Source organism: Acidovorax sp. DMC1 (genome assembly GCF_056314325.1).
Genome location: NZ_JBQUYO010000001.1, coordinates 815,209 through 839,619 on the forward strand (window position 1 = coordinate 815,209; position 24,411 = coordinate 839,619).

General features: G+C 62.5%; 19 protein-coding genes. 16 read left to right on the forward strand and 3 right to left on the reverse strand.

The window, feature by feature from the left end; all coding sequences use genetic code 11:
- Positions 1-87 precede the first annotated feature (87 nt).
- Positions 88-2,430, reverse strand: coding sequence for a heavy metal translocating P-type ATPase (locus ACT531_RS03825; RefSeq protein ID WP_476016516.1), 2,343 nt, complete (start codon positions 2,428-2,430; stop codon positions 88-90).
- A gap of 167 nt (positions 2,431-2,597) precedes the next feature.
- On the opposite strand from ACT531_RS03825, the gene ACT531_RS03830 reads away from it, so the two are divergent.
- The 4 genes from ACT531_RS03830 to ACT531_RS03845 all read left to right on the forward strand — a co-directional run bounded on the left by ACT531_RS03830 (position 2,598) and on the right by ACT531_RS03845 (position 6,203).
- Positions 2,598-2,804: a heavy-metal-associated domain-containing protein gene (locus ACT531_RS03830; RefSeq protein ID WP_015011905.1), complete on the forward strand. Its 207-nt coding sequence runs from the start codon at positions 2,598-2,600 to the stop codon at positions 2,802-2,804.
- Positions 2,805-2,866: 62 nt separating this feature from the next.
- Entirely contained in the window at positions 2,867-3,385 is a 519-nt protein-coding gene (gene cueR / locus ACT531_RS03835; protein ID WP_476016517.1) for a Cu(I)-responsive transcriptional regulator, read from the forward strand.
- A gap of 122 nt (positions 3,386-3,507) precedes the next feature.
- Positions 3,508-5,070, forward strand: coding sequence for a type I restriction-modification system subunit M (locus tag ACT531_RS03840; RefSeq protein WP_476016518.1), 1,563 nt, complete (start codon positions 3,508-3,510; stop codon positions 5,068-5,070).
- Positions 5,067-6,203, forward strand: coding sequence for a restriction endonuclease subunit S (locus tag ACT531_RS03845; RefSeq protein WP_476016519.1), 1,137 nt, complete (start codon positions 5,067-5,069; stop codon positions 6,201-6,203). The genes ACT531_RS03840 and ACT531_RS03845 overlap by 4 nt, the downstream gene beginning before the upstream one ends.
- Before the next feature lie 283 nt (positions 6,204-6,486).
- Here ACT531_RS03845 and ACT531_RS03850 read toward each other — a convergent pair whose 3' ends face one another.
- Positions 6,487-7,989: an ATP-binding protein gene (locus ACT531_RS03850; RefSeq protein ID WP_476016520.1), complete on the reverse strand. Its 1,503-nt coding sequence runs from the start codon at positions 7,987-7,989 to the stop codon at positions 6,487-6,489.
- Positions 7,990-8,193: 204 nt separating this feature from the next.
- On the opposite strand from ACT531_RS03850, the gene ACT531_RS03855 reads away from it, so the two are divergent.
- Both ACT531_RS03855 and ACT531_RS03860 read left to right on the forward strand, forming a co-directional pair.
- Positions 8,194-8,448 carry a helix-turn-helix domain-containing protein gene (locus ACT531_RS03855; protein ID WP_476016521.1) on the forward strand — a complete coding sequence of 85 codons (255 nt, stop codon included), beginning with the start codon at positions 8,194-8,196 and terminating at the stop codon, positions 8,446-8,448.
- On the forward strand, positions 8,445-11,924 hold the full coding sequence (locus ACT531_RS03860; RefSeq protein WP_476016522.1) for a DEAD/DEAH box helicase family protein: 3,480 nt from the start codon (positions 8,445-8,447) through the stop codon (positions 11,922-11,924). The genes ACT531_RS03855 and ACT531_RS03860 overlap by 4 nt, the downstream gene beginning before the upstream one ends.
- Before the next feature lie 108 nt (positions 11,925-12,032).
- On the opposite strand, the gene ACT531_RS03865 is transcribed toward ACT531_RS03860, so the two are convergent.
- The gene (locus ACT531_RS03865; protein ID WP_476016523.1) at positions 12,033-12,878 is read right to left on the reverse strand and encodes a TetR/AcrR family transcriptional regulator; all 846 of its coding nucleotides are present in this window, start codon (positions 12,876-12,878) and stop codon (positions 12,033-12,035) included.
- Between the two features lie 155 nt (positions 12,879-13,033).
- Between ACT531_RS03865 and ACT531_RS03870 the strand changes: the two genes are divergently transcribed.
- The 10 genes from ACT531_RS03870 (at position 13,034) to ACT531_RS03915 (ending at position 24,298) form a co-directional block, all read left to right on the forward strand.
- Positions 13,034-13,876: an ABC transporter ATP-binding protein gene (locus tag ACT531_RS03870; protein WP_476016524.1), complete on the forward strand. Its 843-nt coding sequence runs from the start codon at positions 13,034-13,036 to the stop codon at positions 13,874-13,876.
- Positions 13,873-14,763 (forward strand): branched-chain amino acid ABC transporter permease, encoded by an 891-nt coding sequence (locus ACT531_RS03875; protein ID WP_476016525.1) that lies wholly within the window; start codon positions 13,873-13,875, stop codon positions 14,761-14,763. The genes ACT531_RS03870 and ACT531_RS03875 overlap by 4 nt, the downstream gene beginning before the upstream one ends.
- Positions 14,763-15,800: a branched-chain amino acid ABC transporter permease gene (locus tag ACT531_RS03880; protein ID WP_476016526.1), complete on the forward strand. Its 1,038-nt coding sequence runs from the start codon at positions 14,763-14,765 to the stop codon at positions 15,798-15,800. The genes ACT531_RS03875 and ACT531_RS03880 overlap by 1 nt, the downstream gene beginning before the upstream one ends.
- Before the next feature lie 17 nt (positions 15,801-15,817).
- A complete protein-coding gene (locus ACT531_RS03885; RefSeq protein WP_209816683.1) occupies positions 15,818-16,999 on the forward strand; it encodes an ABC transporter substrate-binding protein in 1,182 nt (393 codons plus the stop codon).
- Between the two features lie 13 nt (positions 17,000-17,012).
- Entirely contained in the window at positions 17,013-17,831 is an 819-nt protein-coding gene (locus ACT531_RS03890; RefSeq protein ID WP_476016527.1) for an ABC transporter ATP-binding protein, read from the forward strand.
- Between the two features lie 171 nt (positions 17,832-18,002).
- Entirely contained in the window at positions 18,003-19,805 is a 1,803-nt protein-coding gene (locus tag ACT531_RS03895) for an AMP-dependent synthetase/ligase (RefSeq protein WP_476016528.1), read from the forward strand.
- A gap of 86 nt (positions 19,806-19,891) precedes the next feature.
- The gene (locus ACT531_RS03900; RefSeq protein WP_476016529.1) at positions 19,892-20,725 is read left to right on the forward strand and encodes an enoyl-CoA hydratase/isomerase family protein; all 834 of its coding nucleotides are present in this window, start codon (positions 19,892-19,894) and stop codon (positions 20,723-20,725) included.
- Between the two features lie 83 nt (positions 20,726-20,808).
- Positions 20,809-21,216 carry a hypothetical protein gene (locus tag ACT531_RS03905; RefSeq protein WP_476016530.1) on the forward strand — a complete coding sequence of 136 codons (408 nt, stop codon included), beginning with the start codon at positions 20,809-20,811 and terminating at the stop codon, positions 21,214-21,216.
- Positions 21,217-21,339: 123 nt separating this feature from the next.
- Positions 21,340-22,086 carry a pirin family protein gene (locus ACT531_RS03910; RefSeq protein WP_476016531.1) on the forward strand — a complete coding sequence of 249 codons (747 nt, stop codon included), beginning with the start codon at positions 21,340-21,342 and terminating at the stop codon, positions 22,084-22,086.
- Between the two features lie 343 nt (positions 22,087-22,429).
- Positions 22,430-24,298, forward strand: coding sequence for a beta-galactosidase (locus ACT531_RS03915; RefSeq protein WP_476016532.1), 1,869 nt, complete (start codon positions 22,430-22,432; stop codon positions 24,296-24,298).
- Positions 24,299-24,411 lie beyond the last annotated feature (113 nt).

The window sequence follows — 24,411 nt, forward strand, 5'->3', positions numbered from 1 at the left end:
GCGGTGACCGCACCTCCCCCGAGGCCACGGATTCGCAACAAATCGTTGCAGTTTGCCAGACATCGATGACCGTGCTGTACGTATTTATCACATGCGCCACCGCTTGAGTAAGAGGGCATTCGCCATCACGCTGACCGAGCTGAGCGCCATGGCCGCGCCCGCCACCACCGGGTTCAGATACCCCAGCGCCGCCAGCGGAATGCCCGCCACGTTGTATGCAAACGCCCAGAACAGGTTCTGGCGGATCTTCATCACCGTGCGGTGCGAAATATCCAGCGCCGCTGCCACCAGCATCGGGTCGCCGCGCATCAGCGTGATGCCCGCTGCGTGCATGGCCACGTCCGTCCCGTTACCCATCGCCATACCCACATCGGCCGCAGCCAATGCCGGGGCATCGTTAACGCCGTCGCCCACCATCGCCACAATATGGCCCCCACGCTCCGCCGCTGCGCTGGGTCGCTGCCCCCCGAGGGGGCTTTCGCGCCTTGGGGCGGCCCGGCGGCGCTCATGGTGCTTGCCATCGCTGCCCTGTTGCAGCGCCGCCACCTTGGCGGCCTTGTCGCCCGGCAGCACCTCGGCCATCACCTCGCCCGCCGCCGGGTCCAGCCCCAGGCGCCGGGCCATGGCCTCGGCCGCGCCCCGGTTGTCGCCCGACACCATCACCGTGCGGATGCCACGCGCCTTGAGCGCCGCCAGCGCTTCGCGCGCACCCGGCTTGGGTTCGTCGCCAAAGGCCATCAATGCCCGCAGCGCCAACCCTTCCGTGACCCGTTGGGCCACGGCGGACACCGTGGCGCCTTCGCGTTGCAACGCTTCCGCGCGGTCTGACAACGGGCCCAGGCCCACCCCCAGCTCCTGCATCCAGCGCAGGCTGCCCACCAGGTAGCTCTGGCCGTCCACCTCGCCCTCGGTGCCGCGCCCGGGCACGGCGCGCACGTCCTGCGCGGTGGCCACGTTAATCTGCCGCTCGCCCGCAGCCGCCACCACCGCGCGCGCCAGCGGGTGTTCGCTGCCGCTTTGCACCGCCGCCACGGCCGCCATCACTGCCGCCTCATGAAGACCCGGCACCACCTCAAACGCCGTGAGCCGGGGCTGGCCCACGGTCAGCGTGCCGGTCTTGTCAAAGGCCACCGTGTCAACCTTGTGGGCCAGCTCCAGCGCCTGCACGTCCTTGATCAGGATGCCGTGTTTGGCCGCCACGCCCGTGCCCGCCATGATGGCAGCCGGCGTGGCCAGCCCCAGCGCACAGGGGCAGGCAATCACCATCACGGCCACGGCGTGGATCAGCGCCGCCTCCAGCCCAGCGCCCATGGCCAGCCAGCCCGCCAGGGTCACCAGCGCCACCACCAGCACCACCGGCACAAAAATGGCCGACACCTGGTCCACCAACCGCTGGATGGGCGCCTTGGCCGCCTGGGCGTCTTCCACCAGCCGGATAATCTGGGCCAGCACCGTCTCGGCGCCCACGGCCGTCACCGCCATCACGATGCGGCCATCGCCGTTGATCGAGCCGCCCGTCAGCGCCGCGCCCACGTCGCGCGCCACCGGCAGGGGTTCGCCGGTCAGCATCGATTCATCCACCTGCGTGTGGCCCTCGTGCACCGTGCCGTCCACAGGGATGCGCTCGCCCGGCCGCACCACCAGCTGGTCGCCCACCAGCACTTCCGACACCGGCACATCCACCTCGCCCTGCTTGGTGAGCAAATGCACCACATCCGGCCGCAGCGCATGCAGCGCGCGGATGGCCGCCGTGGTCTGGCGCTTGGCGCGCGCCTCCAGCCACTTGCCCAGCAGCACCAGCGTGACCACCACGGCCGACGCCTCGAAGTACAGGTGCGGCACATGCCCCGGGTGGTCCGTGGGCGCTGTGAGCCACAGCCACATCGACAGGCCCCAGCCCGCACTGGTGCCCAGCGCCACCAGCAAATCCATGTTGCCGCTCAGCGCCTTGGCCGCATGCCAGCCCGCCTTGTAAAACCGCGCCCCCAGGATGAACTGCACCGGCGTGGCCAGTGCAAACTGCATCCAGGCGGGCAGCATCCAGTGCTGGCCAAACAGGTCGCCGAACATCGGCAACACCAACGGCGCCGACATCAGCAGGCCAATGCCCACGGGCAGGAACCCCGCCCAGGGCGACAGGTCTTCCACCGCCTCGTCCTGCCCCGCCGCACGCGGCTCGTAGCCCGCATTGCGCACCGCGCGGCGCAGCACCGCCTCCATGGCGGCAGCGTCAGCGCCCACCTGCGGGACAAAGGCAATGCGCGCAGACTCGGTCGCCAGGTTGACCGAGGCCTCCTGCACGCCCGGCACCTTGCGCAGAGCGCGCTCCACACGGCCCACGCAGCTTGCGCAGGTCATGCCAGAAATGCCCAGGTCCAGCGAGTGCACAGACCCGGGCGCGGTATTGGGGGGGGTGGTAATGGTGTTCATGGCAGGGATGCTGATCCTTGACGTGATGGCAAGGTCAAGCATTGATCTTGATCAACCCTCACATCATGAGTGTCTTGCGCAGCGCTTGACTCTGCCACGATGTCAAGCTTCAACATTCGCTTCGGTCGCATCCACGGCCACATTTCCAAACCCAACAAGGACACACCATGGCAACCAACACCACCACCTTCCAGGTACAGGGCATGACCTGCGGCCACTGCGAGCGCGCCGTCACCCAGGCCGTGCAGCAGGTAGACCCTAACGCCCAGGTGCGCATCGACCGCGCCAGCGGCAAGGTGGACGTGGACAGCACCGCCCCCCGCGAAGCCCTGGCCGCCGCCATTGCCGAAGAAGGCTACACCGTCGCGGCTTGAGAGGCCGAGAGTCTTTTGCCTCTGAGCGCCGCGCCACCACACACCCCAACGAGGGCCACACCATGACCACGCCCCAGTCCGTCAATACCGCGCCGACCGCGCGCACCAAGGCCGCAGCGCCCCGCGCCATCGCCTGGCCCGTGCCCATCGGCGTCGCCGCCCGGCGCGCCGGCATCTCGGCGCGCATGGTGCGGCACTACGAATCGCTGGGCCTCATCAGCGGCGTGGCCCGCACCGACAGCGGCTACCGCCAGTACACCGAGGCCGATGTGCACGCCCTGCACTTCATCCGCCGCAGCCGCGACCTCGGCTTCTCGATGGAAGAAATCGCCGAGCTGCTGGGCCTGTGGCACGACCGCAGCCGCGCCAGCAGCCAGGTCAAGCGCATCGCCCAGCAGCACATCGACGACCTGAGCGAACGCATCGCCCAGATGCAGGCCATGCAGCGCAGCCTGCAAACCCTGGTGTCCTGCTGCCAGGGCAACGACCGGCCGGACTGCCCCATCCTGGATGACCTGGCGGCGGGGCAGGCAGAACACCACACGCCCAGGATTCCGCGCAAGACGCTACCAAATCAATAGCTACTCGCGCATGTTCGACTAGCGCTTGGGGCAAAAAATGCCCCAAACTGCGCCGGCCAAGCCATGGAAGGCTCCGCATGGCAGACTCACAGGCTTTCCCACAGCCCCCTACAGACTGCCCCATGCTCACCGGTGACCTGCGCAACAAAGTCGATCAAGTCTGGAACGCCTTCTGGTCAGGCGGCATCGCCAACCCCATTGAAGTCATCGAGCAGATCACCTACCTGCTCTTTCTGCGCGCGCTCGACAGCGACCAGACCCGCGAAGACAACAAGGCCCTGCGCCTCAAAACCCAGCCCGTGCGCCTCATCCCGGCAGGCATGGACGCACTGGAGCGCCCGCACGACAACATGCGCTGGTCCCGCTTCAAGAACATGGCCCCAGCTGAGATGTTCGACGTGCTCAGCAACCAGGTCTTCCCCTTTCTGCGCGGCCTGCAAGCCTCGGGCGGCCCGGCGGCTGAAAGTGCCTTTGCACACCACATGGCGGGTGCCCGCTTCACCATCCCCACGCCCGGCTTGCTGGCCAAGGTGGTGGACTTGCTCGACACCATTCCGCTGGACGACCGCGACACCAAGGGCGACCTGTACGAATACATGCTCGGCAAGATTGCCTCTGCCGGGCAGAACGGGCAATTCAGAACGCCCCGCCACATCATCGATTTGATGGTGGCCCTGACCGCCCCCACACCGCAAGACACCATTTGCGACCCGGCATCAGGCACCTGCGGCTTTTTGGTCGCCGCAGGCGAATACCTGCGCCGCACCTACCCCGACATGCTGCGCGTGCCCGCGCAAAACAAGCACTTCCACAACGGCATGTTCCACGGGTATGACTTTGACAACACCATGCTGCGCATTGGCAGCATGAACATGGTGCTGCACGGCGTAGAGCACCCCGCCATCGAATACCGCGACTCGCTCGCCGAAGGCGCGGCGGGCGATGCCGAGGCCTACAGCCTCATCCTGGCCAACCCGCCCTTTGCGGGCAGCCTGGACTACGAAAACACCGCCAAGGATTTGCAGCAAACCGTCAAAACCAAAAAGACCGAGCTGCTCTTCCTCGCCCTGTTCCTGCGCCTGCTCAAGACCGGCGGGCGCGCCGCCGTCATCGTGCCCGACGGCGTGCTGTTTGGCTCCAGCAAGGCGCACAAAGAACTGCGCCGCAAGCTGGTGGAAGAGCAAAAGTTGGACGCCGTCATCAGCCTGCCCGGTGGCGTGTTCAAGCCCTATGCGGGCGTGAGCACGGCTATCTTGCTGTTCACCAAAACCATGAGCGGCGGCACCGACCATGTGTGGTTCTATGACATGCAGGCCGACGGCTGGAGCCTGGACGACAAACGCCAGCCCCTGCTGGATACAAGCCTTTTAGGCCTCCAGCCCTTGCTGGACAAGCGCGAGCAGCTATCAGAAGCAGAGCACGCCAAAAACAACCTGCCCGATGTGCTGACCCGCTGGGCGCAGCGCAACGGCAGCGAACGCGAGCGCCCCCGCACCGCGCAAAGCTTTTGCGTGCCCAAGGCCGACATCGAGGCCAATGGCTATGACCTGAGCATCAACCGCTACAAGGAAGTGGTGCATGAGGTGGTGCAGCACCGCGCGCCGGGGGAAATCTTGGCGGAGCTGCGGGCGCTGGAGGATGAGATTGCGCGGGGGATGGGGGTGTTGGAGGGGATGTTGAAGTGAGCTACCCAACACAGATGCTCCGAGACCTAGGGACGATTCACACAGGATCGACTCCGAAAACAAACGATGAGTCCCTTTTTGGTGGAGACATCCCTTTTGTCACGCCAAGCGACCTCGGCGAGATAACTCCAATCCACACTGCCACGAGGTCGCTCACGGAAGAGGGCGCAGAAACGGGCACGTTATTGCCCGCGGGCTCTGTGCTCGTCTGCTGTATTGGGTCATTGGGGAAAATTGGCTTCGCGGGCAGGCCCCTCGTCACCAATCAACAAATCAATGCCGTCGTTTTTGATGACACCAGAATTGATCCTCGCTACGGTTTCTTTGCTTGCAGGCTTCTGAAGCCCCAACTTGAATCAATGGCTCCAGCAACGACCGTACCGATAGTCAACAAATCGCGATTCTCCGAACTAAAGATTTCCGTCCCCCCACTGGAAGAACAACGCCGCATCGCCGCCATCCTCGACCAAGCCGAAACCCTCCGAACCCAACGCCGCACCGCCCTGGCCCTGCTCGACAGCCTCACCCAGTCCCTCTTTCTCGATATGTTTGGGGACCCGGTGGCGAATCCGAAAGGGTGGCCATCGCTTCCGCTTCGTGAACTTGGTGAGATTCACACTGGCAAAACTCCCCCATCACAAATCACAGCGAACTTCGCGGGCGTAATCCCGTTTGTTACTCCTGGCGATCTGGACAGTGACCTAACTTCGACAGAGCGGTGCCTTTCTGACTCAGGGGCAAGCTACTGCACTCTGGTCAGGGCAGGCAGCTCGCTCGTTAGTTGCATTGGAAATATTGGGAAAGTAGGAAAGGCGCGCGCGCCAACGGCCTTTAATCAGCAAATAAATGCGGTCGAGTGGAATGACGTAGTGGATGACACATTTGGTCTGGAGGTACTTAAATTTGCGCGACCTCAAATGCTTGCTCTCTCGTCCGCTACTACTTTACCCATCTTGAACAAGTCCAATTTTTCTAAAGTCAGCGTCATTGTGCCCCCCCTCCCCCTCCAACAAACCTTCGCCACCCGCATCGCCTCCATCGAAGCCCTCAAAGCCACCCACCGCCGCGCCCTGGCCGCGCTCGATGCACTGTTTGCCTCGCTGCAGCAGCGGGCGTTTGCGGGGCAGTTGTGAAGAACGACCACGACCTGGGGGAAAGGGGAAATCCCTGAACTTCCCAATGAATTCAATGACTTAGCCGATGGTGCCCTCATCCGTGAGGGCATCAAAGCTTGGCCTTTTTAGTGTTGGGCGGGGACAGCAGCAGGCGAAACACGTCCAGCGCTCCGGACGAGCAATCGGCACCTCCATCAAGTACCCGTCAAATAAGCAGAATTTGCTAACTTGTTGTCAATAAAGGGAATTTTTGAAAAAAGCGCTTCGGTGACGCCCTTTCATCAAATACCCATCAAACAAATCAGGCCCAGTGCGGCACATAGCGGCGCAGCTTGGGCGCCGCAGCTTCATCCTCCAGGCGGATCACACCAGCCGCCAGCGCATCCTTGAGCAAACGGGAGGCGATGGCGCTGTTTTTGGGGTCGATACCAAAGCGCTGGCGCAGCGTGGTGTTGGTCATGTATTCACGCTGCACATAGCGCAGGCAAGCGTGCAGATACACAGCACGCACCCGGTCCTCCCTGTCCATGCCCGCCAGGGGGCGGGGAGCAAACAGGGTGGCGCGAGTGGATTCGCCCACCACGTCAAACGCAGGGGCAGGGAGTTGGTACAGCTCGGCCTCAGACACCACCTTGTCCACACCACTGCCGCGCTCCTCACAAATGCCCACTAATCGCATGATGGAGGCCAGGCTCTCATTGCGCGACCGGGGCGGGTGATCCAGCATGCGCAGGGGCTCCATGAGCGGCTTGCCCGGGTTGGTGATTTCCATCCGGTCATCGAAGATTTCGACCATGGGGCCGCTGCCTGTCACGCTCAGGTCTTGATGGATCAGTGCGTTGGCAACCAGTTCACGAATGGCCAATTCGGGGTACATACGCACCGACTTGCGCAATGCCTGCCCAATCACCTCGTTGATGGGCAGCAGGTTGTTCACAAATCCCACCAACCCTTCAAAGCCCGCCGCGTAGCCGCGCATGCCTTCTTGCTCACGCAGGGTTTTGACGCGCCCGGTCCCTTCGTAAACCACCACGCGCACGGCCTTGCGTTGCAGGCGCGGAAAGTCAGCCAAGCGCTTGGCAAATAGCAGTGCCCCCAAGTTGAAGATGCGCCAATGGCCCCCACCCATGGGTTCCACCAAGCGATGGGCTTGCAAACCAGCCAGCATGCCGTCGCGGTGATTGGGAACCGGTTTGTCTAGCAGCTCAAAAAACGCCGGGTAGTCGATGAGTTTCAAAACTTCATCAGCGCTGAGCTTCTCGGCGGCAGCCAACATTTCGAACGGCGTGGCGTCCAACATCCGCCATAGCGTGCGCTCCTTTTCAGGAAAGTCTTTGAGTGGCTTCTTGTAAGAGGCAACCCGGATGTACTCCACCCCTTGAAACTTCACCGGGTGCCGAAACGCAGAATCAATCTCCAGCAAAACGACCGAACGCCCATCGATCTCAATGCGATGGAAATGAAAGCCGATGCGCGGACTCAACAGCCGCAACAACCAGCTTTCCAGCTCTTCGTTACCTTGCCGAACAGTCTGTGGATTAAAGCTCGTACCCACGATGGCATGCCCCTCGTCGGCAACGCCCCAAAGCATGTAAGCATGGGCCCTGCCTTCTAAAGCAGCACTGTTGGCCAGTGCAGAGATGTACTCGCCAATGTCTTGCGGTTCGGCCTTGTTTTCCTTGAACTCCAGCCAGCCCGTTTCAGATGGCATGGCCGCAAACTCAAGTACCAAACTGCGCAAGTAATTTTGGTCTCGCAAGTTCATCTCTCTCCACAGTTTCCAGATTGCATATTCGGTCGCCAATTCTTGAGATAGGACCACAGCGCAGTATGGCAGCAGCCTTCATGAAACCGACACAAGCACTGAGCTTTGTCACCGGGTGAGCCTTCGCAACAAAAAAACTACCCATGGCCTGTGAAGCAAGCCCATCACTTAAAGTGTCCTCATAAGAGCAAAAGCGACCAAAAAAACTGATTCGGTGTTGAGATTGCTCTCATAGGAACAAAAATGAACCTCACGCCTACCAACTCCGCCCAACTGGCCCAAGCCCTTGCCACTGAACGCAAGTGCCAAGGCATGACACGTTCACAAACAGCCGCCGTGTGCAATGTCAGCCCGTCGTTCATTCGTGATGCAGAGAGCCACCCAGAAAGTTGTTCGCTGCAAAAATTGGTTTTGCTGGTGTGCGGGCTGGGGTTGACGCTGAACATCGAGGGTTGGTCTAAACCACCCGCAAACAACGAACAGGGAGAGAGTGCATGAGCACAGTGCCATCCAACTTTGCCTTCCTGCAACCCGACTGGCCCGACCTGCTGGCCGAAGCCCGCCGTGCCGAAGCCGCCGCCCATGCCGACCCGCGCACCGTCTGCTTTTACGCCCGCCGCACGCTGGAGCTGGCCGTGGCCTGGCTGTACCAGGCCGAGGGGGGCCGGGGTGGGTGCCTGCGCATGCCGTACAAGGCGGACTTGTCGGCGTTTTTGTTTGAGCCCAGCTTTCAGCAACTGGTAGGCACGGCGGTGCACGCCAAGATGGATGTGATTCGCCGACTGGGCAACAAGGCGGTGCACGATGTACGCCCGGTGGCTGCGCAGGATGCGCAGAGCGCCCTGCGCGAGCTGTTCCATGTGGCCTTCTGGCTGGCGCAGCACTATGCGCGCCGCGTGGGCGACCGGCCTGCGGCGGGGCTGCAGTTTCGCGTGGACCTTTTGCCCCGGCCTGCCGCTATCGACTCTGCACAAGAACAAGCGGCCAGCCGCGCCGCCCAGGCCGCCGCGCAAGGGGCACTCGCCAAACAAGCCCAAGCCCTGGCAGAGCGCGACGCAGCCCTGCGCGAGGCCGCTGCCCGCAATGCAGAACTGGATGCGGAACTGGCCCGCTACCGCGCCGAGATTGCCGCCGCCAAGGCCGCCAACGCCGCGCAGCCCGCCACCGCACACGACTACAACGAGGCCGCCACGCGCGACCTGTTCATCGACCTGCTGCTCAAAGAAGCCGGCTGGGCGCTGGACCAGTCACGTGACCGCGAGTTTGAAGTGCAGGGCATGCCCAACGGCCAAGGCCAGGGCTTTGTCGATTACGTGCTGTGGAGCGGAGAAATCCCCCTGGCCATCGTCGAAGCCAAGCGCAGCCGCCGCAGCGCCCAAGAGGGCCAACAGCAGGCTCGCCTGTATGCCGACTGCCTGGAAAAGAGCACCGGCCACCGCCCCGTGATCTACGGCACCAATGGCTACGAGCACTGGATGTGGGACGACACCACCAGCCCGCCGCGCCCGGTACAAGGCTTCCACACCAAAGACGAGTTGGAGCTGATGGCCCAGCGCCGCACCACGCGCAAGCCGCTGGCCGACTTGCCGATTGCGGCGGGCATTGTGGAGCGTCATTACCAGCACCGCGCCATCCGCCGCATTGCCGAAACCTTTGAGCGCGACCAGCACCGCAAGGCCCTGGTGGTGATGGCCACAGGCGCGGGCAAAACCCGCACGGTGATTGCGCTGGTGGACTTGCTCATGCGCGCGGGCTGGGCCAAGCGCGTGCTGTTTCTGGCCGACCGCGTGGCACTGGTGAACCAGGCCGTCAACGCCTTCAAGGCCCACTTGCCCGATGCGGCACCGGTGAACCTGGTGACCGACCGCGCCACCGAAGGGCGTGTGTATGTATCGACCTACCCCACGATGATGGGGCTCATCAACGAAAGCGCCAATGCAGGTACCGGCGGCCAGCGCCGCTTTGGAGTGGGGCACTTTGACCTGATCGTGGTGGACGAGGCGCACCGCTCCATCTACCAAAAGTACCGCGCCATCTTCAGCTACTTTGACGCGCTGCTGGTGGGCCTGACAGCCACACCCAAGGACGAGATCGACCGCAACACCTACAGCCTGTTTGGCCTGGAAAGCGGTGTGCCCACCGATGCCTACGGCCTGGATGACGCGATTGCAGAGGGCTTCCTGGCCCCGCCACGCGCAGTGTCAGTACCGCTGAAATTCCAACGCCAAGGCATTCGCTACGACGAGCTGAGTGACGACGAAAAAGACCAATGGGACGCGCTGGAGTGGGACGAAGAAGGCGGTGAAGCCCCCGACGAGGTGAGCGCCGAGGCGGTGAACCAGTGGCTGTTCAATACCGACACGGTGGACAAGATGCTGGCCCTGCTGATGGAACGCGGCCACAAGGTGGCGGGCGGCGACCGGCTGGGCAAGACCATCATCTTTGCCAAGAACCAGCGGCACGCCGAGTTCATCCAGCAGCGCTTTGACGCGAACTACCCCGAATACAAAGGCCTGTTCGCGCGCACCATCACCTTCAAGACGGAGTACGTGCAGTCGCTCATCGATGACTTCTCCAAAAAGAACGATGCCCCGCACATCGCCATCTCGGTGGACATGCTGGACACCGGCATTGACGTACCCGAGGTGGTGAATCTGGTGTTCTTCAAGATCGTGCGTTCCAAGGCCAAGTTCTGGCAGATGGTGGGACGCGGCACGCGGTTGTGCCCTGAGCTGTACGGGCCGGGGCAGGACAAGAAAGACTTTTTCATCTTCGACTTCTGCCAGAACCTGGAGTTTTTCAGCCAGGAGCTGGAGGGTAGTGAAGGCGCGGTGGCTCAGCCACTGTCACAGCGGCTGTTCAACGCGCGGTTGGAGTTGATTGAAGTGCTGGACAAACGTTTGAGCAGCAACGGCGCGGCCGATGAGGCACAGCAATCGCCCGTGCTGACCGAGGCCGCCATTCGCCGCGACACCGCTGGTCTGCTGCACAGCATGGTGGCGGGCATGTCGCTGGATAACTTTGTGGTGCGCCCGGAGCGCCGCTGGGTAGAGGCCTGGGCGCAGCCGGATGCATGGAAGCGCCCCACGCCAGAGCAACTGGCCGAGGTGGCAGCCCACCTGTCGGGCCTGCCCACCGCAGTGCGTGATGACGACGAAGACGCCAAGCGCTTCGACGCCCTGCTGCTGAACACCCAGTTGGCCCTGCTGCGCAGCGAACCGGCCCTGGCGCGGTTGCAAATCAAGGTGCAGCAGGTAACCAATGGCTTGCTGGAACTGGCTAACGTGCCCAGCGTGCGCGAACACCTGCTGCTGATCGAGGCCGTGGCGGGCGATGAGTGGTGGCAGGACGTGACCTTGCCCATGCTGGAGCAGGCACGGCGCAAGCTGCGCAGCCTCATCAAGCTCATCGAGAAAAGCAGCCGCAAAGTGGTCTACACCGACTTTGAAGATGCCATTGGCGAGACCGGCGAAGTAGATTTGCCCCTGGTGGCCAGCGCGGTGGACTTTGACCGCTTTCGCGCGAAGGCCAAGGTCTTTTTGCGCGCCCACGAAGACCGGCTGGCGCTGCACAAGCTGCGCCGCAACCAGCCCCTGACGGCGGCTGACCTGCAAGAGCTGGAAGCCCTGCTGCACGAGGCGGGCGGCACCGACGGCGACATCGAGCGTGCGCGCACGCTGCACACCAGCCTGCCGGTGTTTGTGCGCTCGCTGGTCGGGCTGGACCGCGAGGCGGCCATGGCCGCGTTCTCGACTCTGATTGGCGCGGGCCAGGCCAGCGCCAGCCAGTTGCAGTTCATCGAAGAAATCGTGCAGCACCTGACCGAGCACGGCGCCATGCCCGCTGCGCGGCTGTATGAGTCTCCGTTCACCGATATCCATGCCCAAGGGCCGGATGGCGTGTTTGATGGCAACAAGATAGAGCAACTGTTCCAGGCTCTGCAGGGTCTGGAACTGCAGCAGGCTGCGGCGTAAGAGCAGCGAACCACCTGCCATAAATCACTATCAAATCAATAGCTGCTAGCGCTTACTCAATTTGCGCTAGCAGCCCGTTTCACTCCAGTTCACGCCCGGGGCGAAATATCAGCCCCCCGCAGGCCGGACGGCGGCCTTGGCTGTGCCTCTCGCCGCCCTGGGCTTGGGGGCGGGCACGGCAGCGGCATCCAGCGCAGTGCTGTCCGCAGGCCGCCGCAACACCCCATCGCACAGCGTCGCAATGCACTGCTGCGCCACCTGCTCGGGCGTGTATTCGCCATCGGGCTGGTACCAGCGGCCGATCCAGCTGAGCGCTCCGGCAATCACAAAGGCCGTCATCTTCGGATCGCAGGGCTGCAGCGATCCTTCGGCCACGCCCTCGGCCACGAGGCGGCGGAACTCCTGGTCGATGGCGGATTTCAGGCGGCGCAGCTCCTTGCGGCTTTCAGGGGGCAGTTGCTCGTCGCCCACGCGGATCAGGCACATGCCGAAGTCCATGGTGACGATGCGCGCATACACCTGCATGCAGGTCATGAGCTGGTCAATGGCCTTGCCGCCCGCAGCGCGCGAGGCATCAATCCCCTCCAGCATCATCGTGAGGCCCTTGCTCACACACTGCAGCAGGATCTCGTCCTTGTTCTTCACGTAGTAGTACAGCGTGGGCTTGGTCACGTTCAGGCGCGCGGCGATGTCGTCGAGCGAGGTGGCGTGAAAGCCGCGTTCGTTGAACAACTGGGCCGCTGCCTGCAGCACGGCATTGCGCTTGGCCTCGCGCTGGCGCTCGCGGTGCGACACCGGGGGCCAGGGAGAAGTGGCTGCGGCCTGGGCGGGCGTGGCCTTGGCCTGCTTGGCCGCTTTGACCGGCGTGACTCGCTTGGCGGCGGGTGGCGAAGACGGGGCTGCGGCGGTGGCGGTGGCGCTGCGGCGGCGGGTTGCCACTTTGGCGTGGGGCATGGATGGCAGTTCCTCGGGAAAGTACGGATGCTGATGAGGGTCGCGGCTTCCAGAATCTACTTGCGAGTAAACAGTTTACGCACAAGTAGGAAATTTGCGCTGGGTTCCATCGAAATTTCTGTCAAAAGCTGCAGTCAACCCGTATTAGAAAGCCAATGGAGACAACCCCTTCCGGCCCCGCTGCTGCCACGCCCCTGCTGCAGGTGCAGGGCGTGACCCTTGCGTTCGGTGGCGTGAAGGCGCTGACCGGCGTGGGGTTTGATGTGCAGCCCGGCTCCATCACCGCCGTCATCGGCCCCAACGGTGCGGGCAAGACCTCGCTGTTCAACACCATCTCGGGCTTTTACCGGCCCAGCCAGGGCTCCATCCGCTTTCAGGGGCAGGACATCACCCGCGTGCCCGCGCCGCAGCGCGCCAAGCTGGGCCTGGGCCGCAGCTTTCAGAACATTGCGCTGTTTCGCGGCATGACAGTGCTCGACAACATCAAGCTCGGCCGCCATGCGCACCTCAAGACCAATGTGCTCGACGCGCTGCTGTACTTTGGCCGCGCCCGACGCGAAGAGGCCGAACTGCGTCGCGACATCGAGGAGCGCATCATCGACTTTCTCGAAATCGACCACATTCGCCACGCACCCGTGTCGGCCCTGCCCTACGGCCTGCAAAAGCGCGTGGAGATGGCCCGCGCGCTCGCCATGCAGCCGCAGATCCTGATGCTGGACGAGCCCGTGGCCGGCATGAACCGCGAAGAGACCGAAGACATGGCGCGCTTCATCCTTGACGTGCGCGAGGAGTGGGGCGTGACGGTGCTGATGGTCGAACACGACATGGGCATGGTGATGGACTTGTCGGACCACGTGGTGGTGCTCAACTTCGGCCAGGTCATCGCACAGGGCACGCCCGCCGCCGTGCAAGCCAACCCCGAGGTTATCCGCGCCTACCTGGGCGCAGGCGACGTGGGCGACCTGCGCGCCAAGCTGCAGGGGGTGACCACCGCATGACCGGCAACTTCGACTGGGCCTACCTGTTTGAGATCAGCCTCACGGGCGTTGCCGGGGGCGGGCTGTATGCGCTGGCGGCGCTGGCCTTTGTGATGGTCTACAAGGCCACGCGCGTGGTCAACATCGCCATTGGCGAGTTGCTGATGGTGGGGGCCTACCTGTTCTTCACCTTTGCATCGATGTTCGCACTGCCGCTGTGGCTCGCCATCCCGGCTGCGGTGCTGGGCACAGGCTTGCTGGGCGCAGTGATCGAGCGCACCATGATCCGCCCGCTGCTGGGCGAGCCGCCGATTTCCGTCTTCATGGTCACCGTGGGCCTGGCCTCGGTGCTGGTGGGCTTGGTGGAAATGATCTGGACTGCCGACCAACGCCGTCTGCCCGACTTCATGCCCACGCAGCCCATCATGGTGGGTGATGCCTTCCTCGCGCCCAAAGTGTTCTGGGGTGCCGTGATTGCCATCGTGTTCATTGCAGCGGTGCTGGTGGTGTTCCGCTTCTGGCGCGGCGGCGTGGCCCTGCGCGCCACGGCCAGCGACCAGGCCGCGGCGTACTCGGTGGGCATCAACGTGCCCCGCGTGTTCTCGCTGGCCTGGGTGGCCTCGGCCATGCTGGCTGCCATCTCCGGGATCATCGTCGGCTCCATCGGCGGCATCTCGTCCAGCATGGGCGTGTTCGGGCTGTCGGTGCTGGTGGTGGTCATCGTGGGCGGACTCGACAGCGTGCTGGGCGCACTCATCGGGGGCGTGCTCATCGGTTTGATCGAAGCGCTGGCCGGGGCCTACCTGGGCGGCGAATACAAGCTGCTGGCCACCTTCATCGTGCTGGTCGCCGTGTTGCTGGTGCGGCCCTATGGCCTGTTCGGCACCCACGAGATAGAGAGACTCTGATGCGCATCGGAACCCTCAAGGAAACCTACATCGCCGATGCGGCGCTGTTCGACTCGCGCACGCAAAAAGTGTGGCTGGCCGTGGGCGCCGGGCTGCTGGCGCTGTTCCCGTTCATGGCCAGCGACTACTGGCTGTACCTGGCCTGCCTGGTCAGCATCAACGTGGCCAGCGCCACGGGGCTCAACATCCTCACGGGCTACACGGGGCTGGTCAGCCTGGGGCAGGCGGCCTTCATGGGCCTGGGCGCCTACACCGTGGCCGTGCTGGAAACCAAGGTGGGCACGCCCTTTGTGCTCAACCTGCTGGCCGGTGGCTTTGTCGCGATGCTGGGTGGCATCGTGGTGGGCATCCCTTCGCTGCGCGTGAAGGGGCTGTACCTGGCGATTGCCACCATTGCCGCATCGTTCATCGCGCACTTCATCTTTGCCAACTGGAAGTTCACTGGCGGCACAGGTGGCCTGAGCGTGCCGCCCGCCAAGATGTTCGGCATGGCGCTCGACACCTCATTCCGCCTGTACTGGCTCATCGTGCCGGTCACCCTCCTCATGCTGCTGGGCGCGGCCAACCTGTTCCGCACCCGCGTGGGCCGTGCCTTCATCGCCATCCGCGACCGCGACATCTCGGCCGAGGTGCTGGGCATTCCGCTGCTGCGCTACAAGCTGCTGTCATTTGGCCTGTCGTCGTTCTACGCAGGCGTGGCGGGCGGGCTGTGGGCGTACTTCTTTCGCGTGGTCACGCCCGAGAGCTTTCCGCTGCTGATGTCCATCTTTTTCCTCGCGGCCATCATCGTCGGCGGCATGGGCTCCATCCTGGGCGGCATCCTGGGCGCCGTGTTCATGACCATGGTGCCCGAGCTGCTCAAGCTCGTGGTGGACCTGATGCCCGGCGGCAGCGAACTCACGGTATTCCTCTCGCCCGTGCGCACGGTCATCTTTGGTCTGCTCATCATCGGTTTTCTCGTCTTCGAGCCCCATGGCCTGGCCGAAGTGTGGCGGCGCGTCCGCCGTTTCTTCCATCTCTGGCCCTTCCGCAACTAAATCAAATGGAGACAACTATGGACACACTACGCACTTCCATCCAGCGCCGCCAACTCTTGCTCGGAGCCGCAGGCGCCGCAGCCCTCACTAGCCCGCTGTCGGTGCTGGCCCAAGGCGCTGAAGAGATCGTGATCGGCGGCTCCATCCCGCTCACCGGCGTGTTCGCGTTTGCGGGGGTCGGCATCAACGCGGGCATGGGCGACTACGTGAAGATGCTCAACGACGCGGGCGGCATCAAGGGCCGCAAGGTCAAGTACGTGCCCGAAGACACGGGCTACAAGGTCGATGTGTCGGTGGCGGCGTTCAAGAAGATCACCAGCCAGAACAAGGTGAACCTGTACTACGGCGACTCCACGGGCTTCTCCAAGACCATCAACCCCGAGCTGGACCGCAACGGCAACATCCTGATGGCGGGCGCATCGTTTGCCACCGAACTCAACGACCCCAAAAAGTACCCCAACCAGTTCCTCGTGGGCCCCGACTACACCGAGATGTTCGGCATCCTGCTCAAGCACATTGCCAAGGAAAAGCCTGGCGCCAAGGTGGCGTTCGTCTATTCCGATTCGGAATTCGGCCGAGACCCCATCGAGAAAAGCGAGGCCGAGGCCAAGAAGCTCGGGCTGTCGGTACCGATCAAGATCATGACGCCCGCCGGCAGCGTGGACGTGTCGGGCGAGGTCATCAAGCTGCGCCGCGCAGCGCCCGACTACACCATCTTCCACGGCTACATCCTCGCCCCCATCCCCGAGTTCATCACCCAGGGCAAGCAACAGGGCATGACCAGCAAATGGATGGGCACCTTCTGGACCATGGACAGCTCCACCGTCATGAAGATGGGCGAGGCCGCCGACGGCTTCATGGGCGTGATGCCCTACCGCTACTACTACGACACCGAGAAGGCGCCCATGCTGGAGAAGATCCGTGCCATGCGCCCCGAGTACCAGAGCACGGCCTACATCCAGGGCTTCCTGGCGGCCATGCTGTTCACCGAATCGGCCAAGCGCTGCCTGGATGCGGGCAAGCCGCTCACCGGTACCAACCTCAAGGCTGCGCTCAACTCCATCAAGGACTTCGACACGGGTGGCCTGATTGGTGTGCCGATCACCATCAGCGGCAACTCCATCCCCGTGGGCCGCGTGTACCGCGCCGATATGAAGGCCCAGAAGATGGTCGCCGCCTCCGACTGGATCAAGCTCTGACCGTGCTGTTGCCATGACCCAGCCAACCCCGGCCCACGTCCTCGAAGTCAATAACATCGAGGTCATCTACAACAAGGTGGTGCAGGCCCTGCGCGGCCTGTCGCTGGCCGTGCCACGGGGGCAGATCGTGGCACTGCTAGGCAGCAACGGGGCGGGCAAGAGCACCACGCTCAAGGCCATCTCGGGCCTGTTGGCGCTGGAGGATGGTGTGGTCGAAAGCGGCAGCATCCACTTCAACGGCCAGCCCACGGCCGCCGTGGCCCCGCAGCAGCTGGTGCGCAACGGCCTGAGCCATGTGATGGAAGGCCGCCGCGTGTTCGAAGACCTCACGGTCGAAGAGAACCTGGTGGCAGCGACCTATGCGCTCACGGGGCGCAAGGATGCGACGCCGGACTTTGATCTGGTCTACAGCTACTTCCCGCGCCTGCACGAGCGACGCAAGGGCTTGGCCGGTTATCTGTCGGGCGGCGAGCAGCAGATGCTGGCCATTGGCCGCGCGCTCATCGCGCAGCCCCAGCTCATCCTGCTCGACGAGCCCTCGCTGGGCCTGTCGCCAAAGCTGGTCGAAGACATCTTCACCATCATCGCGCGCATCAACGCCGAGCGTGGCACCAGCATGCTGCTGGTGGAGCAGAACGCCACCGTAGCCCTGGCCGTAGCGCACCGGGGCTACATCATGGAGAACGGCAAGATCGTGATCGACGGCACGGCCGAGCACCTGGCCAACGACCCCGATGTGCGCGAGTTCTACCTGGGCATGGGTGGTGGTGGCGAGGCCAAGAGCTTCAAAGAGATCAAGCACTACAAGCGCCGCAAAAGATGGCTGTCATAAGAGTACATCCCCCTGAGGCGCTTCGCGCCTTCCCCCTTCTCTCGAATGGCTGCGCCATTCGGGAAGGTGGACGCAGCCAGTGCGGCGGGGCGGCCCTTGCACGGCTGCCCTGGCCTGCGCCGCGCCAGTATCACAAGCCACTGTTGACGTAACGCGCATCGGACCGTTGACATGATGAAACTCCCCGAACTCACCCTGCCGCAAATGCTGCGCGAGCGCGCGCGCACCGACGCGCAGCGCGTCGCCATCCGGCAAAAGGACTTCGGCATCTGGAAGCCCTTCACCTGGGCGCAGTACCACCAGCGCGCCAGCCACTTCGGCCTGGGCCTGCGGGCGCTAGGCCTGCCTGCAGGCGGGCATGTGGGCGTGATCTCCGAGAACCGCATCGAGTGGGTGCTGGCCCAGATGGGCGCGGGCCTGGTGGGCGCCGTGACGGTCGGCGTGTACCCCACCAGCCCCACCAACGAGGTGGCCTATGTGGTGGGCCATGCCGACATCGAGATCATGGTCTGCGAAGACCAGGAGCAGACCGACAAGCTGCTGGCCGCGCTGCCCGAGTTGCCGCGCCTGAAAAAGATCGTGGTCATGGAGACCAAGGGCCTGCGCAGCTTTGCGCCCGAGGTGCGGCAGTTCATCACCACGTTTGACGAAGTGGAGCAGCTGGGCGCGGCGTCGGGCCACCAGGCCATCATCGACGATGCCCTGGCACGCCAGCGGCTGGATGACGTGGGCCTGATGATCTACACCTCGGGCTCCACCGGCAAGCCCAAGGGCGCGATGATTTCGTACCGCAACATACGGGGCGTGGTGCCTGGCATCGTGGACCGGCTGGAGCTGTCGCGCGAGACCACCCACCTGTCGTACCTGCCGCTGTGCCATGTGGCCGAGCAGATGCTGACCAGCTTTGTGCCCGTGTACATCGGCTCGCAGGTGAACTTTGGCGAATCCATCCGCACCGTGCAAGAAGACCTGCGCGAAGTCGCGCCCAGCATGTTCCTGGGCGTGCCGCGCATCTGGGAAAAGCTGCACGCCGCCATCCACATCAAGCTGCAAGAAACCGGTGGCCTGCGCCGCGCGCTGTTCCACAAGGCCTACAACGCCTGCAGGCCCCTGGCCGAAAAGCCGCGCAGCGCCTGGAACGCTGCCGACAAGCTCACCTTTGCCGCGAGCTACTGGCTGGTGTTCCGTGCGCTGCAAAACTTCATTGGCCTGCGCAATGCCCATGTGGCACTCACCGGCGCGGCGCCGATTCCGCCCGACGTGGTGCGCTTTTTCCGCGTGCTGGGCGTGCCGCTCATCGAGGTGTATGGCCTGACCGAATCGACTGGCATGGTCACGGGCCACCGGTTTGACCACGTGGTGGTGGGCACCGTGGGCGTGCCCACACTGGGCGTGGAGCACCGCATTGCCGACAACGGTGAGCTGCAACTCAAAGGCGACATGGTGTTTGCGGGCTACTACAAGAACCCCGAAGCCACGGCCAGCAGCATCGTGGACGGCTGGTTGCACACGGGCGACGTGGTGCGCGAAGAGCAAGGCCAGATCAAGATCGTGGACCGCCTCAAGGACATCATGATCACGGCCGGCGGCAAAAACCTCACGCCGTCCGAAATCGAGAACACCATGAAGGGCAGCCCCTTCATCAAGGAATGCATCATCGTGGCCGAGGCGCGCAAGTTTGTCGGCGCGCTGGTGATGATCGACTACGAGACCGTGGGCAAGTGGGCTGAGGCGCGGCGCATTCCGTTCACGCACTTTCGCTCGCTGGTGGAGCACCCCGAGGTGCGTGGCCTCATTGACGCCGAAATCAACCAGGGCAACCAGCGCCTCGCGCAAGTCTCGCAGATCCGCAAGTTCCACCTGCTCACCAAGGAGCTGGACCACGACGACGGCGAAGTGACCGCCACCATGAAGGTGCGCCGCGCAAGCATCTACAAGACCTACGCGGCCGAGATCGAGGCGCTGTACCAATAGCCCAGGGCTCAGCGCATGGGGACCTATTCACTATCAAAACAGGAGCTGATAGCGCAATATCCACAAGCGCTTGAAGCGGATTGGACATGAAGAATACCGCCACAGACCCTGCAGCATCCTCCAATGCACCGTCCGCGCCCGCCCCACAGCAGCCCCTGCTGCTGGAGCGCAACGGCGCCATCGCCACGCTGCGCTTCAACCGGCCCGACGCGCTCAACGCCATCGACGTGCCCATGGCCAACGCCTTCCTCACCGCCGTACAGTCCCTCGCTGCCGACCCCGGTGTGCGCGCCGTGGTGCTGTGTGGCAACGGACGGGGCTTCATGGCCGGGGGCGACCTGGCCACGCTGCGCGCCGACCCGGTGCAGGGCGCCATCGACATCCTCACGCCACTCAATGCCGCGCTGCAGTTGCTCGCGCAGATGAACGCGCCGGTCATTGCCCAGGTGCATGGCGCCGCTGCCGGTGCCGGCCTGAGCCTGGTGCTGATGGCCGACTACGTGATCGCTGCCGAAGGCACGCGCTTCAACCTGGCCTACATCAACCTGGGCACCAGCTGCGACGTCGGCGCATCGTGGGCGCTGCCACGCATCGTTGGGGTGCGCCAGGCGCTGGAGATTGCGCTGCTGGGCGAGGCCTTCACGGCCGACGACGCGCTACGCCTGGGCCTTGTCAACCGCGTGGTGCCCAGCGCCGAGCTGGACAGCGCCACCGCCGCCCTCGCCCAGCGCCTGGCCAACGGCCCCACGCTGGCCTACGGCGCCATGAAGCGCCTGATGCGCGCGTCGATGGACCACACGCTGCCCGAACAACTGGCCGCTGAAAAAGACGCCTTTGTCCACTGCGCGGGCACCGAAGACTTCCGCGCAGGGGTGGAGGCGTTTCACCAGCGCCAGAGTCCATCGTTTACGGGCAGGTAAATGCCTGCGGGTGAGCTGCCCGCTTCCATAGCGCCGATGATTCCACGCCCGTACACTCCAGCCAAAACGGAGGGAGAGAGCGCATGAAGCCATCGCGTCAACAAGGCAAACTGCTGTTCAAAATCCTGGGCGTCCTCGCCGGGATCGTGTTCATCGCTTTTGGAATGCAGGAACGGTCCGAGCTGTCCCGAACACTGAAGATCGGCAAACACGCCGTGGTGGAGCCCATCACGCAGTACACCGAGTTCAAGAAAAGTGGCTCTTCCACCTACACCGCCGAGTTCCATTTCAAGACGGAGAGCGGACAGCAGATGGTCGTCAAACACAGCTTCCCTGAAGAGGTGCTGGCCGAATTCAAGGCCAACCGCCCCGTGGAAATCGCCTACCTGCCGAACGACCCGAGCAACTTCGTGTTCGTGAAGCAGACCTCGTCCTGGACATTGGTGCTGGTGGGCGGTGTATTGGCCCTGGCCGCGCTCCTTCTTCTCTGACCACCAGACCGGATTACATCGGCGGGCCAGTGCAAAGGCACCGGACATTGGTCTGGGACTCAGGACAGTGAGTTCGACGGCCAGCCATTGATGGCCGGGAAGCCGTCATCTAGAGTTCGGGCCATGATAACCGTCCGCGCCGCCTCCGAACGGGGCCGCTCCTCCACCGGCTGGCTGCACAGCGCCCACAGTTTTTCGTTTGGCAGCTACTTCGACCTGCGCCACCAGGGCCACGGCAACCTGCTGGTGCTCAATGACGACACCGTGGCCCCCGGCCAGGGCTTTGGCAGCCACGGGCACCGCGACATGGAGATCGTGAGCTACGTGCTCAGCGGCGCGCTGGCCCACCAAGACAACGTGGCGCAACGCAGCCACACAGACAGCGCCACCCCTCCGCCCGCACCAACCGGCATCCTGCGCCCCGGCGATGTGCAGCGGATGAGTGCGGGTTGGGGCGTGCAGCACAGCGAGTTCAACGCGCTGCAGGACCAGGACACCCGCTTCCTGCAGATCTGGTTCAAGCCCCTGTTCACAGGCATCCGCCCCAGCTACGAACAAAAACACTTCCCAGCCGCAGACCGCCGGGGCCGCCTGGTGCGCATGGCCTCGCGCAAGGGGCTGGAGGGCTCGGTCAGCATGAATGCCGACGCCTCCCTGTGGGCAGGCCTGTTCGACGGCGACGCAGAGAGCGCCACCCAGCCGCTCGACACCCAACGCCTAGCGTATGTGCACCTGGCGCGGGGCACCGTGCAAGTCAACGGCGTGCCATTGGCCGCTGGCGATGGAGCCTTGCTGGAAAACGAACAACAACTAACCCTGGCCCATGGCGCAGACGCCGAGGTACTGGTGTTCGATCTGGCCCACAGGTAAAAACCCGCCCATGCTTCTCGGAGCAGCACCGGCGCCATGCATAAACAGTCACAGCATAAAGCGCATTGCACCCCGTGCCAGCGCTAGTGTTTGCGCAGGTCTAGGCCGAGCAAGAACAGGCTCTGCGCCTGAGGCGACAGCGGTCTACCGACCGATCTGAACCCCCTTACCCTGATGGATTGTCAAAGGGCCCACGCGCTCAGGGGGTTGCTTACTGTAAGTCCATGAAACAATGATGGCAAAAAAGTTCCATCTGTCACCTGCGGTACTCACCCACTCGGGCCACTTTGCATGCTGCCAGACGATTGAATTAACGCCCTAGTTTCAATACTCCGCCCGTCCAATGAAAAAGCTATTTTGTATCGCAGCTTTTCTGTTCTCCTCTGTCGCCTTCGCCAGCATTCCCCCCGCACAGAGCGCTGTTTCAAGCATCATTTTGATGCCATGGGACATTTCAAACAATAACAATCTTCCTGGGGATTTGAAAAAAAAGGGATTTACTCACATTACCTTTTATCTCAATTGGAATGATATTGAAAAAGAAAAATCCCAATACATATTCTCTCACTATCATGACTATCTTGATAACATCGTCAATAGCGGAATGTCACTTATCCTGGTATTGGACATGGGGGGGCGTCAGTACCTTGACGAAAGCGGTAAGGTCATCAAAGATGAATACACTATGCCTGCATGGGTCTATGAAAATTACCCAGACCACTTGATGAAGAATTTTTCTGGAAATTACCAAAAACAGGCTGACTTCTCAGAAAGCCCGATCAGAAAATACTCTGCAGACTTCATCTCGCAAACAGTCGCTCATTTCTCTAAACGCTACCCAGGAAAAATTCTCGGTTTCGCAATTGGCCTTCAGGAAGAGCACGAAATCAAGTATGGTCAGACAGGTTACCAATGGCGTGACCATAACGACCGTACAGAGATTGATTTTAAAAGCCGGTACGGAAGCAAGCAACCTGTAATTAACTACAACAATGAAGTAAAAAATGGCATGGCCAATATCGAGCCCATGCTGTATACCTACAAAGAATACAGAGAGAATCGACTCAAAGAAGCCACATGCTATTACGCAAAAGCCATCCGGGCACAAGGTGCCTTGGCCATGGGGTATTTTGCAGAAACGTTCACGTCCCACGACGGAATCTATGCCACAGGCATTGTTGAGAAGCTTGCCTCTTGCATTGACATCGCCGTCATTGACTACAACTTTTACGACGGCTACCAGCTTGTCCCCGATGCAAGCGTATTGCCAACGCTCGCAAACTACATGGGCTCCCTGGGCTACAAACAGGTTCTGGTGGGTGCCTATGCAGAAATCTGGGAAAGAAAAGGAAAAACACTGGACTTGGTCCCCGTGATCAAGCAGACCATCAAAGAATCACTCGCGCAGAGCCATGTGATTGGTTTCGAGATTGGTGGACTCCAGCAGCAAGCTGCAAAAAATCAGTCAGCAGCGATTGAAACCAAAAATCTGGATGCGATCGTCTCCAAAGTATCCAGACCGCAGCCAACCCAAAAAGAAAAGAAATTCAAAATTGGAATCCTGGGTTCTGCCACCAACTTCTATGTCTGGCATGGAGACCGAAGCGCTGGCAGAAACATCCATCGCGATGCCCTTTTTGAATCCTTCAAAATCCTGAACAACCAGACCGACATGGATGTTCGCCTCATCGGGGAAAAGAACCTGCTAGACGACGACCCGATCATCAGCAGTTTTGATGCCATCCTTGTACCGCACCAGATCGCATTGCCTGCGAGTGTCAAATCCAAACTCGCCACCTACTGGAAAAATGGTGGGGCACTGATCCAGGATATGCGGTTGGGAGAATTTGATGAGAATGGAAAACCCACCTTCGACTGGATGCACGAAGTATTTGGTATCGAGAAAATCAGCTGGAGGAAGCGGGGCGGTATTTTCCTGATGGGCAACGAGGTTTATCGTCTCAAGCCGTCACGCCGCCTCTACACGAGCTATGCATCCCTCACTCCACGCGCTGGCTACCGCCTATTGGCCACCGACATCGTGCAGCGCGACAGCGGAATCATGGTGCGGGGCGAACGCACACTGGCCTTTGGCCTGATGCCGCAGTTGGTCGAAGACCAGACACAGTCTTTCTGGAGAAAAATTTTCGTGCAGGAAATCAGGAACGTCGCGCAAAACAGCAAGCGCCAGTCCGCTAACATGTGTCGATGAAATGTCGAACTTACCGTCCGCCCCCTAGGCAGGCCACAGTCTTTGTCAACCAGACAAAGCGCCATAGCACCCTGCGGTGGCTGGCTCATGGAGGGTGATTCCCCAGGGGCTTG